This is a genomic window from Neobacillus drentensis (assembly GCF_036962765.1).
Lineage (GTDB): Bacteria > Bacillota > Bacilli > Bacillales > Cytobacillaceae > Neobacillus > Neobacillus drentensis_C.
In genome coordinates this window covers 1-17,959 of the sequence record NZ_JBALOS010000189.1, presented here as the reverse complement: position 1 = coordinate 17,959, position 17,959 = coordinate 1, and the positions used below count along the sequence as shown (strand labels likewise).

Annotated in this window: 19 protein-coding genes; 3 read left to right on the top strand and 16 right to left on the bottom strand. The window is 39.7% G+C overall.

The features are described 5' to 3' along the window. Positions 1-214 precede the first annotated feature (214 nt). Positions 215-2,248: a Na+/H+ antiporter gene (locus V7137_RS21700; RefSeq protein WP_335699994.1), complete on the top strand. Its 2,034-nt coding sequence runs from the start codon at positions 215-217 to the stop codon at positions 2,246-2,248. 350 nt (positions 2,249-2,598) lie between these two features. Here V7137_RS21700 and V7137_RS21695 read toward each other — a convergent pair whose 3' ends face one another. The 3 genes from V7137_RS21695 to V7137_RS21685 all read right to left on the bottom strand — a co-directional run bounded on the left by V7137_RS21695 (position 2,599) and on the right by V7137_RS21685 (position 4,634). Next, on the bottom strand, positions 2,599-3,309 hold the full coding sequence (locus tag V7137_RS21695; protein WP_335699993.1) for a DUF421 domain-containing protein: 711 nt from the start codon (positions 3,307-3,309) through the stop codon (positions 2,599-2,601). A gap of 219 nt (positions 3,310-3,528) precedes the next feature. Further along, positions 3,529-3,834 carry an ArsR/SmtB family transcription factor gene (locus V7137_RS21690; protein WP_335699992.1) on the bottom strand — a complete coding sequence of 102 codons (306 nt, stop codon included), beginning with the start codon at positions 3,832-3,834 and terminating at the stop codon, positions 3,529-3,531. A gap of 32 nt (positions 3,835-3,866) precedes the next feature. After that, entirely contained in the window at positions 3,867-4,634 is a 768-nt protein-coding gene (locus V7137_RS21685) for an SDR family NAD(P)-dependent oxidoreductase (RefSeq protein WP_335699991.1), read from the bottom strand. Between the two features lie 221 nt (positions 4,635-4,855). On the opposite strand from V7137_RS21685, the gene ilvA reads away from it, so the two are divergent. Further along, positions 4,856-6,028, top strand: coding sequence for a threonine ammonia-lyase (gene ilvA / locus V7137_RS21680; protein WP_335699995.1), 1,173 nt, complete (start codon positions 4,856-4,858; stop codon positions 6,026-6,028). Between the two features lie 57 nt (positions 6,029-6,085). Here the strand turns inward: ilvA and V7137_RS21675 are convergent, their stop codons facing one another. From V7137_RS21675 to V7137_RS21615, 13 genes are all read right to left on the bottom strand, one after another. Then, a complete protein-coding gene (locus tag V7137_RS21675) occupies positions 6,086-6,904 on the bottom strand; it encodes a sugar nucleotide-binding protein (RefSeq protein ID WP_335699990.1) in 819 nt (272 codons plus the stop codon). A 77-nt stretch (positions 6,905-6,981) separates the two neighbouring features. After that, positions 6,982-7,320, bottom strand: coding sequence for a zinc ribbon domain-containing protein YjdM (locus V7137_RS21670; protein WP_335699989.1), 339 nt, complete (start codon positions 7,318-7,320; stop codon positions 6,982-6,984). A 78-nt stretch (positions 7,321-7,398) separates the two neighbouring features. Continuing rightward, a complete protein-coding gene (locus V7137_RS21665) occupies positions 7,399-8,283 on the bottom strand; it encodes a GNAT family N-acetyltransferase (RefSeq protein WP_335699988.1) in 885 nt (294 codons plus the stop codon). A 163-nt stretch (positions 8,284-8,446) separates the two neighbouring features. Then, the gene (hxlB, locus tag V7137_RS21660) at positions 8,447-8,995 is read right to left on the bottom strand and encodes a 6-phospho-3-hexuloisomerase (protein WP_335699987.1); all 549 of its coding nucleotides are present in this window, start codon (positions 8,993-8,995) and stop codon (positions 8,447-8,449) included. A gap of 3 nt (positions 8,996-8,998) precedes the next feature. Further along, complete coding sequence (gene hxlA / locus V7137_RS21655; RefSeq protein ID WP_335699986.1) at positions 8,999-9,631, bottom strand: 3-hexulose-6-phosphate synthase; 633 nt, start codon at positions 9,629-9,631, stop codon at positions 8,999-9,001. A gap of 142 nt (positions 9,632-9,773) precedes the next feature. Next, positions 9,774-10,751: a LacI family DNA-binding transcriptional regulator gene (locus tag V7137_RS21650; protein ID WP_335699985.1), complete on the bottom strand. Its 978-nt coding sequence runs from the start codon at positions 10,749-10,751 to the stop codon at positions 9,774-9,776. Between the two features lie 129 nt (positions 10,752-10,880). Next, positions 10,881-12,164, bottom strand: a complete 1,284-nt coding sequence (locus V7137_RS21645; protein WP_335699984.1) for an MFS transporter — start codon at positions 12,162-12,164, stop codon at positions 10,881-10,883. 1 nt (position 12,165) lies between these two features. Beyond that, positions 12,166-13,125, bottom strand: a complete 960-nt coding sequence (locus V7137_RS21640) for a sugar kinase (RefSeq protein WP_335699983.1) — start codon at positions 13,123-13,125, stop codon at positions 12,166-12,168. Next, positions 13,113-13,880: a sugar phosphate isomerase/epimerase family protein gene (locus V7137_RS21635; protein ID WP_335699982.1), complete on the bottom strand. Its 768-nt coding sequence runs from the start codon at positions 13,878-13,880 to the stop codon at positions 13,113-13,115. The genes V7137_RS21640 and V7137_RS21635 overlap by 13 nt, the downstream gene beginning before the upstream one ends. Positions 13,881-14,087: 207 nt before the next feature. Continuing rightward, entirely contained in the window at positions 14,088-14,912 is an 825-nt protein-coding gene (locus V7137_RS21630; protein WP_335699981.1) for an MBL fold metallo-hydrolase, read from the bottom strand. Between the two features lie 16 nt (positions 14,913-14,928). Next, on the bottom strand, positions 14,929-15,894 hold the full coding sequence (locus tag V7137_RS21625; protein WP_335699980.1) for a quinone oxidoreductase family protein: 966 nt from the start codon (positions 15,892-15,894) through the stop codon (positions 14,929-14,931). Positions 15,895-15,986: 92 nt separating this feature from the next. After that, positions 15,987-16,496 carry a hypothetical protein gene (locus V7137_RS21620; RefSeq protein WP_335699979.1) on the bottom strand — a complete coding sequence of 170 codons (510 nt, stop codon included), beginning with the start codon at positions 16,494-16,496 and terminating at the stop codon, positions 15,987-15,989. Continuing rightward, positions 16,493-16,975 carry a hypothetical protein gene (locus V7137_RS21615; protein WP_335699978.1) on the bottom strand — a complete coding sequence of 161 codons (483 nt, stop codon included), beginning with the start codon at positions 16,973-16,975 and terminating at the stop codon, positions 16,493-16,495. Before V7137_RS21615 ends, V7137_RS21620 begins: the two co-directional genes overlap by 4 nt. 196 nt (positions 16,976-17,171) lie before the next feature. Between V7137_RS21615 and V7137_RS21610 the strand changes: the two genes are divergently transcribed. Further along, complete coding sequence (locus V7137_RS21610; protein WP_335699977.1) at positions 17,172-17,927, top strand: SAM-dependent methyltransferase; 756 nt, start codon at positions 17,172-17,174, stop codon at positions 17,925-17,927. The last annotated feature ends 32 nt before the right edge of the window (positions 17,928-17,959 follow it).

Below are 17,959 nucleotides of genomic sequence, written 5' to 3'. Positions count from 1 at the left end.
GGACAAATGTCGCCGCAGGATTATGGGATTTGTCCTTCATGAGCAGTATGAAGGACAAAGTCGCCGCAGGATCATCTGATTTGTCCTTCATTAGGAGTAATTATGTATTGTCTAACAAACTTTACCAAAATCTTATAAAAATTAAATAAAATATCTAATTCCCTCATAAAAACGTTTCATTGTTACACAAAATAATTATGAGAGGAGACGTGCTATGGAATTTTTTCTACTTACACTTTTATTACTTGCTGTCATTGGGTTATCTAGTTTCATCCATCACTTTTTGCCATACGTCCCAGTACCGCTGGTTCAAATTGCGCTCGGGGTAATTCTTGCATCCCTGCCGTTAGGGATTCATATCCCTATGGAGCCGGAATTGTTCTTCGTGTTGTTTATCGCCCCGCTGCTTTTTCATGATGGAAAAAATGTTTCACGCCATGCGTTATGGAAACTACGAAAACCAATCCTCTTGCTAGCCCTCGGTCTAGTATTTGTTACCGTATTTTTGATTGGATACTTAATTTATTGGATGATTCCGTCAATTCCACTGCCTGCCGCTTTTGCTCTGGCCGCGATTCTTTCTCCTACCGATGTCGTGGCTGTGAGTGCGATTTCTAGCCGGGTGAAGATACCAAAAACAATTTTGCATATCCTTGAAGGAGAGGGACTAATGAACGATGCCTCTGGATTGGTTGCATTTAAATTTGCGGTTGCCGCAACAGTAACGGGCGTTTTTTCATTGGCTCAGGCAAGCGGGAGTTTCTTAGTGATTGCCATTGGCGGTTTGGCTGGCGGGGCGTTTCTTTCAATTCTAATCATTCAACTGAAAATCTTCATTCGCCGGCTTGGGATGGAGGATGTGACCATTCACATGTTGATTCAACTTCTCACCCCCTTCGTGATATTTTACATCGTGGAGCATGTTCATCTATCTGGTATTTTATCTGTGGTTGCGGCAGGCATTGTACATACCATCTACCGGGAACGTGATCAATCCCCTGCAATGAAATTGCAATTGGTTTCCCAAAGTACATGGACAGTACTTATCTATATTTTGAACGGATTGGTGTTTGTGCTGTTAGGCTTGCAAATACCAAGTGTTATCAATGAAATTTTTAAAGATCCGATGTTTAATAATTGGGAAGTGAGCAAGTATATTTTCATCATATCGGCTGCACTTCTCTTCCTGCGTTTCTTATGGATTGGTGCGGCCTGGCAGTGGGAGTGGCTCAAAAAGCAAATCGAAATGCCTTCCATGAGAGCTATCGGCATTATCACTATTTCCGGAGTCAGAGGGGCGGTCACACTTGCTGGAGCATTTACCATTCCATATGTTCTAGCCAATGGAGATCCCTTTCCTCAGCGTTCTTTAATCATTTTTATTGCCGCTGGAGTTATTCTAGTCACTCTCATAACGGCCAGTATCTTCTTGCCCATCCTTGCTAGAACGGAAAAAGGACACACCAATGAACTACGGGAAGAAATGGAGCGAGAGTCGAAGATCAGGACGATTGACGCAGCCATTCGTTCGATTCGTGAATTGATGAATGCTGAAAATCGAGGAGCGGCGGTTTCGGTTATCGCCTCATACAATCAAATCCGAAATCAACTGAACACTAAGCATGATAAAAACTCCGAACGGTTGAAATTACTGGAAACTGAAATTCGAATGAAGGCCCTAGATGCCGAATGCCACTACATTGAAAAATTAAAATCAGAGGGGAAGATTGACCGCGAAAGTTTTTATATGTCTGATGAACATATTCAGCGCATGAGGCTTGCTGTGACCAATCGGATGCAGTTTCGAAGATTATTTATTTGGACATTGGCTAAAAGAAGTGTATTAAAACTAATCCAATTTCTCATGCCGAAAAGCCAGCAACAGCTTAAAACCCGCCAGGCACAACTGAAGAAAATGATCCAGTTAAAAATGAACATGGCTAAAGCTGCCATAAAGTATTTAAATAACCAGATGACACCTGAAAATGAATATGTGTATTTAGTCATTATCGGAGAGTATAGCGAAATGCTCACGAAGTTTAAATTAGCAAAAAAAGGAGCCGATTCAGCTCATTACAGGCATTTACAAAGAGAACTGCGCGTAAAAGCATTCCAGGCTGAACGAGATGAAATTCAGAATTTGTACGAAGAAGGGGAAATCACCAGCGATATCACCCGAAAAATTCGCAAGCAGATCAATATTCGGGAAGCTTATTGGATGGAAGAGAGTAGTTTGCATTCTCATTAATAGAACATTTGATAAGGCGGCAGGAACCATATCCTGCCGCCTCTTTCCTTGAAGAACAAAAATTATCCACCTAATCCGGTATATTAATCCCCAGCTTCCCTTCCTGATTGGTTACCTCGATCACCTAGTCAGCATAGAGATAAGGAGTATCAAAATGTCTTGCTTTTTGATATCAACATAGCTATTATTGGCAGTCAATACCGGGAAGTCAGAGTTAGTTTTTTTGAAAAGATTTTGTGAAAACTCTAATTCCGCGGGAATCTCTAATTATGACTTTTTCGTGCGGAAAACAACACTTTTTTGTAAGGATAAGTATATAAATTTGAAATAATAAGTGAACTGCTTGGTGGCTATTCTTTATCAATGGGTGAAATAATATGATCCTTGTATGTATCAACATAAATATTGCCATTAGCAGCCAGAACAGCATAAACTACCTCTTTTTTGCTTAATTTACGTTTATCTAATTCTAATTGCAACCATTTATGTGAAAGATTATTTTGTTTTAGATTTTGCTCCATCACTTCTCCATCCATTATTAGTTCAATAGCTAGCCTTTGTTCTTGCATTTCTGGAATCATTAAATCTTGTCTTGTAACGTACCTATATTGTGGTTTCTTTAATACGGTTAATGTTCCATTTGTCTCGATAATTGCATATAGAACCTCTTCAATATTAAATATATCTTTTTCTCTTAATTGTTGGTTTAAATAATCTAAAGTATAGCGCATCTTCCTCATGTTATTTTCTAATATTTTTCCGTTTTGTAAAACGATGGTTGGATCTCCGGCAAAAAATTTTCTACCTCGTTTACTTTTTAATGAAATAACAGCAGTCAAGAATACCACAGCAACAAATATGCTAAATGAAAGGAAAGTAAGATGAAATTTTATAGAAGTATTAAAGGCCAAGCTTGCTGCAATTGCTCCCATTGTAATGGAAGCAATAAAATCAAATATGGTCATTTTAGAGATAGTTTGTTTGCCTAATATCCGCGCACCGATAAGTAAAAGACCAAAGGAAGTGATTGACCTAAGAATAACTTCATAATGATCAGGCATATTCACACCCCTTTCGAACCTGTATTCATTATTTTTATCTTTTACTTGTTAGCTTTTAAAAATTCTTTTTTAGAGTGAATGAGCCATATTCATGAGTACGTAAAATCACTTGGTGCGGATTATGTGAAATAAAAACTCATTTACTTATGGTTCGGTTCACCCTCTCATAGATAGGGAATTTTAGTAAGACTCCAACGGATAAAATAAAAAAAGAATGAGCTAAAGAATACACTCATTCTCAACAATATTTATCAGTTGCTTTAATTGATTTACACTTTGATCTAATGAAAGCGAATAATAGCGCTGTGTACCTTTTTGTTCAATTCCCACAAGATGGTTGTCGCGCATAATTTTTAAATGATGAGAAATTGCCGGGCGTGACAGATTCGACTGCTCGGCAATTTCATTAACACTTAACCGCTCATATTCTGCCAACAAAAGAATAATATCCTGCCTTGCTGGATCACTTAAAGCGTTAAACAACGGAATACATGCCCTGAATACATCAATAGCTTGCTGTGCCATAAAAGAATTTCCCCTTTTTCAAAACCTAGTAATTACTTTTCCCCTGCGACATACTTGGCGATTTTGGCGGCCAGGCTTCTTGGCATAAATTTAGCCCCAATTGCACCTGCTTTATTTAATCCGCCTGTAATAATTACACGTTTCCCACGCATCAATGCTTCATAACCGCTTTTTGCTACTAGATCAGAAGCCATCGCCCTGCTGAACATTTTCGTGCCCTCGACACTCGCAACAGAACCAAAATTCGTTTTGGTTGCACCTGGACAAAGCGTTGTTACTGTGATGGAACTGCCAGCTAGCTCTTCAACAAGTGCTTCTGAAAACGAAAGGACAAATGCCTTGGTTGCATAATACACAGCCATGAGTGGACCGGGTTGAAATGCCGCGGTACTTGCAACATTTAAAATTCTGCCGCTGTTTCTTTGTTTCATTTTTTGTAAACAGTAATATGTAAATTCAGTCAGTGCGGATACGTTTAATTGAATCATATTTAATTGTTTTTGGATATCCAGTTCACCAAACTTACCCATTAACCCGAAACCGGCATTATTCACCAGCACATCTATGTCTATTCCTCTACTTTCCAATACCTCAAAAACTTCCTTAGCAGCACCATGGATACTCAAATCCTTAGAGATGATGGTCACTTCTATATTAGTATAGGATTGCTGGATTTCCTCGAGTTTTTTCTCGTTTCTAGCAACTAGTACAAGATTGTAGCCATCATTAGCGAACAGTTTTACAAAATCAAATCCTAAACCGCTTGTTGCACCTGTAATTAATGCTGTCTTCTTCATCATTTTTTCTCCTCCCTTATTTTATTACACTTTTAAGTTCTCTAACGTTTAAATGTTTAAACATATAATAATTAATTACACAACCAATGTCAACAAGGAAGTATTGGATTTGAATGAAAATCAGACATAGTTTATTTTATCCAGCACATCCTAAATAGAAGAACCTTGTGGACGGAGGAGGAAATAACTTGAATATTGATGATATCATCGTAGCACGAGAAAAGATGAAGGGAATTGTCCACACCACTCCCCTTGATTACTCCAAAACATTCAGTCAGCTCGCTCATAATGAAGTCTTTTTAAAGCTTGAAAATCTCCAAAAAACTGGCTCCTTTAAAGTAAGGGGATCGTACAATAAGCTTAATTCACTGTCAAAGGAAGAACTAAAAAAGGGCGTAGTCGCTGCCTCTGCAGGAAACCATGCTCAAGGGGTGGCCTTTTCGAGCCAAATGCTTGGTGTTCCTTGTACCATTGTAATGCCAAAAGGAGCACCACTTAGCAAGATTCTAGCTACAAAGCAATATGGAGCCGAAGTTGTCTTAGAAGGGGCAGTTTTTGATGATGCGCTTGCCTATGCATTAAAACTGAAGGAGCAAATGGATGCTACCTTTATTCATGCTTTTGATGATGAAGCAATCATGACCGGGCAAGGAACGGTCGGTTTAGAAATTCTTGATCAACTTCCTGAAGTAGAAGCAGTTATTTGCCCAATTGGCGGCGGCGGACTTATTTCTGGTGTTTCTATGGCAGTAAAGGAGAAAAATCCTCATGTTTCTGTTTACGGTATTCAGGCACTTGCCTGCCCGAGTATGAAGCAGTCCTTGTTTGAACATAAGCCCGTTATGGTTGAGTCAACGCCGACAATGGCTGACGGTATTGCTGTTAAGAAACCTGGATTGAAACCGTTTGAAATTGTTCAAAAATACGTGGATGATGTATTTTGTGTCGATGAAATGGAAATTGCCAGGACCATGCTTATGCTATTGGAAAGAAATAAGCTGTTAGTAGAGGGTTCAGGTGCCGTCTCACTTGCTTCCTTGCTTTATGAAAAAATAAATATTAAAGAGAAAAAAGTGGTAGCTGTGTTGAGCGGCGGGAACGTCGATATGAATTTTATCTCAAGAATTATTGAACGGGGCTTAGTTGAGTCTGGCAGATACGCTAATTTTATGATTACCTTAAAAGACAAACCTGGTGAACTTCAACGAGTCTTAGGTTCGATTACCGAATTAGATGCAAACGTTCAAACGGTTAATCTCCACCGGATTGGTAAGGATATATATCCTGGCTATGCCCAAATCGAGATTTCGGTCGAGACCAAAAACCACGATCATATTGAGTTATTGCATAAAGTTCTGACTGAGAAAAACTATCATGTGGAAATGGGACAATTCTAGCGTCAACTAGATACTCATGAAATTAGAGCTTGGATTAACCAAGCTCTTTAACATTTTTTATACCAAGCATTCTAAAATATCCTCGTTCGTACATTGTAGAGAATCTGGGAGATCCTCGCGATTGGATGTTAATTGAAAATAATAAGTGTCATCTTTGTCCAGAAATGTTTGATATCTTAATATACTCTTATCACTCGGAAGTTTACTAATAACTTTTTCAAAAAATTGTCCTTGCGTCATGGTATCCGTCGAGCCTAAGTGAATGATCCCTTTTAGTTGATTTTCAATGATGAAGTGTAGTTGTTTTGCTAAATGAACATCTAAAAGATTGTTACAGACCAAATTGTTATAGACATCGATTGTTTTATTATTTTTTATGCTTTCTTTTATTAAATTTAATCTAGGGGAATTCTTCCCCCAGATAGCAGGGATTCGGATAACCATCACTCGTTCATCCAAAATTTCTTTAAGTATATTTTCACATGCAATTTTGAATTTCCCATAATCTGATTCAGCAATAGGAATATCTGTTTCTCTGTGTGGTCTTGAAAAGTCGCCATCAAATACATTTGTGGTGGAAAAGTAATACACCCTGCTACTAGTATTTTGTAATTCCAGCGCCAATTCTTTATGAAGCTTGAACTGTTGGTCAAAATCTCCCCTTAGGCAAGAAATCACAATATCAGGTTTAATTGATTGGATCATTTCCTTCAACTTGTCTATTTGCTGAACTTCCAATTGGAACTGCTTGTCATCAGGGAGACTTGTAACCGATGTGGAATAGGTTCCGTATAGGTCAAATCCATCTTTAAATTCATCGAGTAACGCTCTTCCTACAAGTCCGCTTGCCCCAAGAATAAGTACCTTTTCCAACACGACATCCCCCTTGAAAATTAGAAATTTTTCCTATGAAAAGAGCCAGGTCTTTTTACCTAGCTCTTTTCATTCTTACACTATAACTTTTTAACAAATTCAGATTTTAAGCTCATCGCGCCAAAACCATCAATTTTGCAATCAATATTGTGATCACCATCCACTAAACGGATGCTTTTAACCTTTGTACCTGCTTTTAAAACCGACGAACTCCCTTTTACTTTTAAGTCCTTGATGACAGTAATAGAGTCTCCATCGGTTAATACATTTCCATTGGAATCTTTCACAACTTTTTGCTCTTCCTGTTCCACTTCTGATTCTAAATTCCATTCATGGGCACATTCTGGGCACACGAAAAGACTTCCATCCTCGTATGTGTATTCTGAATTACATTTAGGGCAATTTGGTAAGGTAGACATATAATCCATTCCTCCATTCATCCCTGTTATTCTAAACCATCTGAGGGTTTCTAGTCTAGGTGATGGTAGTGGTTTACTTTAGGAGTTCAAAATATATTCATAGCAAGCTACACCTTCCACTTGCCGAAAACCTTCATTAATATATAAAGCCTGTGCCCGCTCGTTTTCTCCATTGACCGACAGGATGGTTTTTTTGTAATTTTTTTCTCTCGCAAACTGGAGGGCGGCTCTTAACAGAATTCTGCCTAGTCCAAGTCCTTGATATTCAGGGATGACAGCAAGCGGGCCTATATTCATAATCGGCGCATTTTCAAATTCGTCGTCAGCACCTCTTACGATTCCGACTGGTTTTCCGAGATGATAAAGAATTTTCATTCCGCCTTCTAGGTAATCATTTTCTGAAACCATTTTTGCAACCATTTCTGGAGTGACCGGTGTTTCATTTCCCTTTAGTTTCGCAAACCCGGCATTGCGGACTTCACTCCAAATCTGCTCATCTTTCCCAGGACGAAAAGCTTGAATACGATAATCTTGCGGTATGTTCCATTCAGGCACATCACTGTCTTCTCTGACAAGTAAAAAAGCGTATCTCTCTACGGAAAAATCTAACTGGTCCATCAACTCCATTAAAGGTAAATTATTTAACGGAATAAAAATGTAAACCTTCTTTAGTCCTTCGGTATGCTTTAAGAGGGATGCCATCAGCTGCTTATAACTGGAGACGTCCTTACATTCGGAATGAAAGATTCGAAAGCGGGCCCGCTGTCCGCGTCGATTGTATTCATCGATGATCAGCGAAGCCGCAGCGGTGATTTCGCCTTGTTGATCAATCATAATATACGTCGGATTCTCGGCATTCGGCTCAAATCCCTTTAAATCTTCTTCATACAAAAAAGAATCATCGACCTCATTTCGATGTTTCTTGCAATACTCAATAAAGTCTTTAACTCTATGATCTGTCAAAGCTTCTACTCTCATATCCACACCAACTCTCAATTAGAAATGCGTGTACAATTTATATATTCTTGAAAACTGCCTCAATTCCCTGTTTTCATTCTCTTGTAAAAAAAAAGTGCCTGACACCAATTCGGGGGTCTCCGAATCGGTGTCAGGCACCATTCTCTTTCTATTCTAAATTGCTATGTCGGCCGAACGCTAGAGTGTGATCGACTTCGTTGAGCTTGCTGTAAAGTAAACATAGGGTATCGAATAGAATATGGGCACATTGGTCGAATAAGGAACCAAGCGGCTGGATTGTTTTCAACTCATTCTCACGGCGATATTTTGTGGCGGCTGGTACGTGAAGAATCTGTGTTGCCGCTGCTGCTAATGGAGATTCTGGATTAGTGGTAACAGCCAATACCGAACAACCCAGTGATTGCGTTTTTTCAGCTGTCCAAACCACGTTTTTCGTTGTACCTGAACCGGAAATGGCCACTAATAAGTCACCTTCTGCAATTGAGGGTGTGATGGTTTCTCCTACAACAAATACGGTTGCACCTAAATGCATTAAGCGCATCGCAAATGATTTGGCCATTAACCCGGAACGCCCTTCCCCGATGACAAAAATCCGCTTCGCTGTTTGCAATTGCACCGCTAACTCCTGAAGCTTACCCTCTTCCACTTGGCTAAGGACTGTTTCGACTTCTTTTAAGATAGTAGGAATAACTGACATGTTCTATTTCCCCTCCGTTTGTAAAATAACTTGTTTAAATTGTGCCGCCGCTAGAGATGGATCTTTCGCTTTTGTAATCGCCGAACCGATAATGACCACTGTTGGGTTCAGTGACTCTATCAAATTATGAATCGAATCTAGCTTAATTCCTCCTGCTGCTGCCACCTGAAACGCTGAGAAATCACTTGCCTTTGTGCCTTGATTTTGACTGCCTAGTTCCTCTTGTTGATCTTTGCTCACGTGCTCGCAAAAAATGGCGTCATTGTATTTTCGTAATGCTTGTTTTTGTTCATCCGAAGTATTTAGAAGATCAATCATGACCTTTTTTTGATAACGATTGGCTACTTCCATACACGTATCAATTGTCACTAAAGGAGACACTCCCATGACGGTCGCAACATCTGCTCCCGCCTCAAAACACAGTTCAAATTCATAGCGGGCATTATCGATCGTTTTAATATCTGCAACAATTTGTTTATGAGGAAATGCTTGTTTTATCTCTTTAATACTTGCTGTACCAAATTCTTTAATGAGCGAAGTTCCAACCTCAATCCAATCGATGGAATTCTCCACTTTTTTAGTTAGTTCGATCGCTTCAGCTATGCTCATTCGATCTAAAGCAAGTTGTATGTTCATAATCAAACTCCTTTTAATGGATCTGGATAGATAAATCGGTTTACTAAATCGGTTTATGAAAAGATTATACTCCATTTGTAAGCGTTTTTCAATGAACAAAATGTGCCTGAACGACTCATGGTGTCAGGCACTAACGATTCTTTTACATCAACCTGCTTGGAAAAACAAACACTTCAGGGCGAATATGTTCTTTGTTAATCTGTTCAAATAATAGTTCGGCAGCCTTTTGCCCCATGTCCTTTGCCGGCTGAATGATGAAGAAAATAGGTGCATCCAGCAAATGGGCGAATGGGATATTATCAAAGACAATCAATTCCAAGTCTTTCCCAAGCTTGATTCCCTTTTCCTTTAGAAACTCCATAACCGCCAGTAAAACACGGTCGTTTGCTGCAAAGAGTGCTGTTGGCTTAACCTCTAATGAAAAAAGTTGTTCAAGTTTGCTTTTCATTTCGGGGATGCTTGCTTCGATTATAAACGCAGGATTTATCTCTATGTCGGCATCGGTTAATGCCTTTTTATACCCTGCTAATCGGTCGATACGGGTACTAACCTTGAGCGGCTGCACCACAAAAGCAATATTCTGGTGGCCCCGCTCAATGAAATGTTGCACGGCCTTACATGTAGAATCTGTATTGTCGGTAATAATTGAAGGCACATCGAGATTCTCCACTTTTCGATCTACAAACACAACCGGATATCCCTGCTTCACCATACGTTTGTATAAATCATTATTTTGCCCTGTTGGAAAAATAATCAGACCATCCACTTGCTTTGCTCGTAACATTTCAATATATTTCTTTTCCTTTTCGGGATCATCATCGGCGTTACAAACGATGGCATGCAAATCATGCTTATGACAAAAATCCTCAATGGCACGGCTGATTTCCGTTGAAAAATAATGGGTAATATTCGCGACAATGATTCCAACCATCGAGGTCCGCTTTTGCTTTAAACTTCTTGCGATGAAATTTGGCTGGTAGCCAAGCTCCTCAATGGCTTCTTCAATTTTATGTTTCGTTTTTTCCCCCATATATTCAAACCGTTTATTTAAGTATTGAGAAACGGTACTTTTCGATACACCTGCCGCTTTTGCTACGTCGGCCATTGTTACTTTTTCCATACCTATCTTCCTCTTTCCTCTTGGTTCACTGACTTCATTTTAGCGGCAAAGTGACTAATTTTCCAGTAATGTTCGAACCCTTTAAATTAAAAACAGCTTTGGATCAATTCCAAAGCTGTTACCACGTTTTTAAGCACTCACTTTTACATGAGATGTCTTACTTTTTTCCTTTTTTGCCGCTTTTACTGCTAAGATTGTTAAGATTGCGGAAACGAATAGAGATCCTGCCATAAAGATATAAGAAGCACCGAAACCACCTGTAGAATCATTTAAATATCCTACAATATAAGAACCAACAAATGAACCTAACGCACCCATACTATTAATAAGAGCCATTGCGCCACCTGCAACATTACGCGGCAGGATTTCAGGAATGATGGCAAAGAACGGACCATATGGAGCATACATGGCACCGCCGGCAATTACAAGTAAGACAAATGAAATCCAGAAATGTTGTGTTCCAATCGCATAAGATGCATAGAATGCCACTGCACCAATTAATAGGAACGGCCAAACAAATGCATTTCGATTCAATGTTTTATCTGAGAAATAAGAAGCAACTAACATAAGGACAATAGCTAAAATATAAGGAACCGATGATAACCAGCCTGTTTTTACGATATCCATGTTTGGCGCGGCTTTAATAATCGATGGCAGCCACATTACAAATCCATATACACCAATGCTCCATAGGAAGTATTGTGCACTTAACAAAATAACTGGTTTTGACTTAAAGGCTTCACCATAGTTTTTAACAGGTTTAATACCTTCTTGTTCTTTTGCTAATTGTTGTTCAAAATCATTCTTTTCTTGCTCGGTTAACCATTTCGCTTCTCTTGGTTTATCATTGACAACTTTCCACCAAATAAAGGCCCAAATCACGGCAGGAAGACCTTCAGCAATAAACATCCATCTCCAGCCAACAGAGTTAACTAAATAACCAGAAATAATGGACATCCATAAGACCGTTGCTGGGTTTCCTAAAATTAAGAACGTATTCGCACGAGAACGCTCCGCTTTCGTGAACCAATTACTTAAAAGGACTAGCATGGACGGCATGACGGCACTTTCTACGACCCCAAGGGCAAAGCGAATCACAAATAATAATTTAATATTCGTGACCATACCTGTAAAAGAAGCTAATAGCCCCCATGCAATCAATGACCAGAAAATCAGTACCTTTGCACTCTTTTTCTCGGCAAATGCAGCACCAGGCACTTGGAAAAAGAAATAGCCTAGGAAGAAAAGAGAACCAAGTAAGGATGAAGTACCAGCTGTTATGTGTAGATCCTCGGCCAATCCTGAAGCGGCCCCGAATCCATAGTTGGCACGATCTAGGTAAGCAAGACTATACGTGATAAAAGCAATTGGAATAAGACGCATCCATCGTTGTTTTGCAATCGTTTGTTTCATGTTATTTCACTCCCTCTAATTGATTTTCTATATATTTTTCTAATTCCGCTTTGGTTGGATAACCATCATTATCACCAGGTGATTGAACGGCTAATGCCCCAATCGCATTGCCCCTTGAAACTGCCTCATGAAATTCAAGTCCTTCAAGTAATCCACTAATTACCCCCACAGCAAAACCATCACCCGCACCAACGGTATCCACCACTTTTTCCACATGGAAACCAGGAACGGTACCTTCTTCAGTTGCTGTTTTATAAAAAGCTCCCTCAGCCCCGAGCTTAATGACTACCAGCTCTACGCCCTTTTCTATATAGAAGGAAGCGATTTCACGAGGTTCCTTAAAACCTGTTAAAATTTCACCCTCAGCGATTCCAGGTAACACAATATCTGCTTGGAACGCCACCTCATTGATTTCCTTTACCATTTCTTCTTGTGATGCCCAAAGGGTAGGTCTTAAATTCGGATCAAAGGAAACCTTCTTGCCATTCTTCTTCATAAACGATAAGGCATGCTTTGCAAAAGCTCTTGCACTTTCCGAGAGGGCTAATGGAATTCCCGTCATATGCATATGCTTTGCATGTTGAAAATACTCTTCATTAAAATCATCGCTAGTCAGATGGCTTGCCGCTGAGCCTTTGCGAAAATATTGCACCTCTGGGTCGCCCTCTAATACCATTGATTTCAATTGAAAACCAGTTGGATGCTGTTGGTCAATCCATACATGTTTAATGTCAACGTTTTCATTTTTGAGCCTTTCGATGACAAATTTTCCAAACGCATCGTTGCCAACTTTACTTGCCCAACCAGAATGGAGGCCAAGTCTGGCAAGTCCAATGGCTACATTGGTTTCTGCACCGGCAAGTTCACGAGTAAATTGGCTGACTTCTTGTAAAGTACCAGGATGATTGGCCATAAACATCGCCATTGCTTCTCCAAAGGTAATTGAATCTAACTGTTGCATGATAAAGCCGCCCTTTCCGTTATCATCTGAACAAACTCTTTCGTTTTCTCCTTTGGTTCAATAGGAAACTCAAGTGCCTTCATCATTTCAGCTGGAAAGCGATTCATGATTTTCTCCCAACTGTGACCCCCATCTTTCTGGAGTGGAACAGTAATGAACTTGCCATTATCGTCTTCTACCTGCTTCAAATGTAGATAAAGGACAAATGGTGAAAGCTTGCTTAATGCCTCGTCGACATCCTGACCGGAATAAAACCAGTTTCCCGCGTCAAATGTCATTTTAACTGGTGTATCCTGTTCGGTGGCGCTTTCAAAAAAGGACGTTAAGTGATTGATAATCCCGCCTTGAAGCGTCTGGTCATTCTCAACTAGCAATTGAATTCCTTGGTGCTGGTTCAAAAAGGTATTGAGCTCGCAGACATTGGATTGACCCTTATGAAAATGGCCAAGTGATACTTTTATCCATTTAGCACCTAACTCTATTCCTTCTTGAAAAATTTCGATTAATTCCTTTTCATTTAAACCGTGGTCCTCTTTCCATAGCTCAATCGGAGCCGAGTACACGGTAAAAAGGTGATATTGTTCAATTTCTTGTCTAATGCTATCTAGTGACGGATCTTGTTCCGACAGTAATTCACGCCGAATCTCTATTCCAAAAGCACCTGAATCGGCAATGAGCCTAATAAATGAAGTTTGCCCCTTCTTCAACACTTCAAATCTATCAAAAGCGTTTATCGGTACAATTACATTTTGCATAAAGAAGACCCCCTTTTTAAAAAGTATTTATGAAATAAACCGTTTTAATAAATCGGTTTAGTAAATCGATTTACTCATATTATAAACTCAATGTAAGCGCTTTTGCAAGAAATTTTTTTCAAAATTTAATCAAACGTCTGATTAGTTTTATCATGCTAAAAAGGGACCCATACTTTAATGGGTACCCCGCTTTCTCTCTATACAAAATCAACTAGTAGGTAGATATTCCTTACGAATGATAGAGATATTGTCCGTATGGCATTGTTTTGTGAAATTCGATGGAAAGGGCATTTCTTTTTCCATTCCTGCGAGCACCTCTGTATCTTCTTTCGTCACTGCTGCAATCAGTCGTGCGAGATAATCTTGGGATAATTGAATCCGTCGCTTGACCTCTTCCTGACTTGTCGTGGTTTGACCGTGACCTGGAACCAATACAGAAACCTCATGGTGCACGAGAATCTGTTCTGCTTTTTGAAGTGTTTCTTCATAAGCTTTGGCACTGTGGTAGATAAAGGGAAGCTCGAAATCGGAGAGATAATCTCCAGCAATCCATGCCCCAAGCGGTTCTATAACCGTAAATAATCCATCGTGTGAATGTCCTGGAGCCAAGTAGAAAGTAAAGGTTGTGTCCCCTAAAACAAGCTGCTGACCATCTTCATCGATGACAATGTCTACTTCCGGAAAGGCAATCGGATAAGGCTGATAAATATAATAATCATTGTAAAATTGATGGATCATCTCTACTTTTCGCTCTTTATTTGGATGCTCTTGCAGTCCTTTGCTTCCAATCACCTTGGCACCACGGAAAGCACGATAGCCGATGACATGGTCAAAATCTCCATGTGTAAAAAGAAGGTACAGCTCTTTTTCCCCCTGAATCCTGGCTACATGCTTTTGAATTTCCTCGATTTCATGCGGCAGCCAGTTTGGGTCTACCACGAGGACGAACTCCATTGTTTCTACTACCGTACATGTTGTCTGGTAGAGCGCACTTTGAAACACGGTTATGTGCTCATTTTTAAATTGAATCATAGATTCTCCTCTTTCCCTAAGGAATTAATACTATTTTGCCTGTGCTCTTTCGGCTCTCTAGATAACGGTGTGCTTCTTGTCCATCACGCAGTGCAAACACTGTCGGGTCGGATACCCGTACTTTTCCTTCTTCCATCCAGCAGAACAGCTCATTTGAACGAATTACTCGTTCTTCACGGGAAGTAAGCACATTCCATAGGTCTCCCCCAGTCAGGGTTTTTGACGTATCCATTAGCATCCTTGGGTCAACCAATGCAGGGTCTCCGCCTGCCATTCCGTAAAATACAACAGTTCCTCCTGTGCGAGTAACCGCAAAGCTCTCATGAAGCGTTGAACCTACTGATTCATAGACCACATCGACACCTTTGCCATTCGTCGCCTCGAGAACTTGTCTCTTCCAGTCATCCTGGTATAAGAAAACTTTATCCGCTCCAGCCTCTTCTGCTGCAGCCGCTTTTTCCAAGGAAGAGGTTAACCCTATAGCCGTGCCGCCTAGTAATTTTACTATTTGAACAAGGAGCTGCCCGACACCGCCTGCTGCCGCATGAACTAGTACGATATTATTCTTTTTCACAGCATAACTATCCTTTGTTAAATAATGAGCCGTCAAACCTTGTAGCAGCACGGATGCCCCTTCAGCAAATGAGATTGTTTCAGGCAACGGGATTGCTTTTTCCATAGGAACAGCAACTAACTCTGCATTTGCATACGGCACATCGGCAAATCCAATCCGGTCGCCAACACTGATCCCTTGGACATTTGCGCCCGTTTCTTCGACAATCCCTGCTCCTTCATACCCTAAAATATAAGGCGGCTCGCCCGCAAGATGATAGTTCCCTTTTCTTCGATATATATCTGCAAAGTTTAAGCCAATTGCTTTCATTCTAACAAGTATTTGATCTGGACCGATGACAGGTTCCATGATTTCTGTATACTCCAGGACCTCAGGCCCGCCAAACGTGTTAAACACTAATGCTTTCATATCTATTACCTCATTCAAACTAATTTTTGCATTACGCTCTTATTAAATAGAATTGTGCTATGGATTGCAACTAAAGGACTTTGTTCTCTCGATTAATACCTAGGATTCCTCTGGAAAGATATTTCTCTAAGTTTCTTTTTGATAAAGCGAAATAGAAGAATCAATAAAACAGCAGTAATTGGATAGAAAGGGATGGAATAATAGAGTTTCCAGCCGGTATATGTCAGGGCATTATTTTTCACACAAATCCATTCAAATAATAAGGAAAATCCCGTCCAAAAAAGAATATACCAAACCGTTTTTTGTCCATAGAGTTCAAACTTATCGTAGCCAAATAAGAATAGTACAGAGGCACAAGGATACATGAATAGATGATATAATGCCCCCGACAACTCATATGTTGGATTATCACCATAAATATAAAGCTTAAAGGGAGTTGCGAGAAGAAAATAATCAATCGTTGACACCCATCCAATATTACCTATCCAAATAATAATCACCATAATAGTTGGAAAGTACTTTCTTATGGGTAAAAACAGACAGATCATCATAGCAGTAGTCAGGATGAAAAACCATTCATTCCAATCAAACGTAACATTCATATATGCCAGTCTCCTTTATAAAGGATCCTTCGAAAAATCTCCATCAAAACAATTAATACGCACAGGGCTGCCATCCAAAAGGATAATGACCACCAAAACTTCCAGTGAACATGGATAAGCACGCCTGAAAAATCAGCTAAATATTCCAGCCCAGTTAAAAGCATGATAAAGGATATCAGTAAAAGCAGCTTTCTTATGTTTGTGGTTAGGGTAAGAAAAAAGTGAAGAAATGTAACCATAATGATTGGAAAAAGAATAATGCGATTTAGGAAATGTGAGAATTCATAACTAAGTTTCTCAGGAATCACTAACGTTTTAAAATTCATATAGCACAGGGCAGAGAAGTTTTGATATAGATAAGAACTAACCATCCAATAAACGATGATTTCAAGAATATGAAGCATTTTCCTTTTTCTAACAATTCTAATAAAAAGAAATAAAGCAAGCACATTTAAAACGATATAAAAGAATAAAACCATTCAAGTTAACTCCTTTTGGTGTTTGCNNNATTGAAACCGAACCGACCGGATTGAAAAATTTGTCTTTCTAAATGTCTCATTACTTTTAGCTTGTCATATTCATCGTAATTTATTTGCATTCTGCCATTTTACTTGCTTCATTTAGCCGAGTAAGATACGCTTCATACAGACTAATTTGACAAGGGGATATAAATATATGGATAGAAACAAATTTTCGGCGATTGCCCATCGCACGCATGCTTTTTATAATCCAATCAGTGAAGCAAAAATCATGAAAATGCTCGATATTGTCTCTCCTAATGCGGCTGATAAAGTGATCGATATCGGGGCAGGAAAGTGTGAACTATTGATTCGGTTGGTGGAAAATTATCAAGTATCTGCAACAGCAATCGAACTGTATGATGGAGCCATCGAGGAAGCAAAGCGGAAAGCAAGCAGCAGAATTCCTGAGGGCAGCATCCAGTTTATTGTGGATGATGCAACCTCGGCTGTCCAAAAATGTGAGGAAGATAGCTATGATTTCGGAATTTGTATTGGTTCCACTCACGCATTAGGCGGAATGGAACCCACACTGCAAACCTTGAAGCGTCTAGTAAAGAATAATGGCTATATTCTGATAGGGGAAGGCTATTGGAAGCAGACTCCAAGCCCTGCCTACTTAGAGGCACTTGGAGGGGCCGACGAGTCGGAATGTAAAAGCCACGCAGATACAGTTAAAACTGGCGAAGAATTAGGATTAATCCCGCTTTGGTCTTATGTTGCCAACGAAGATGAATGGGATAATTACGAATGGTTGTATTCCATGTCAGTGGAGAATTATTGTCTTGAGAATCCAAATGACCCGGATTGCCATGCCATGCTCGAAAGGATCCGAACATGGCGCCGGACCTATTTGACTTGGGGCAGAGATACGTTAGGATTCGGGTTGTATTTGTATAGAAATAATAAGTGAGCACTTATTGATGGGGTTCGGGTTCGGGTTCG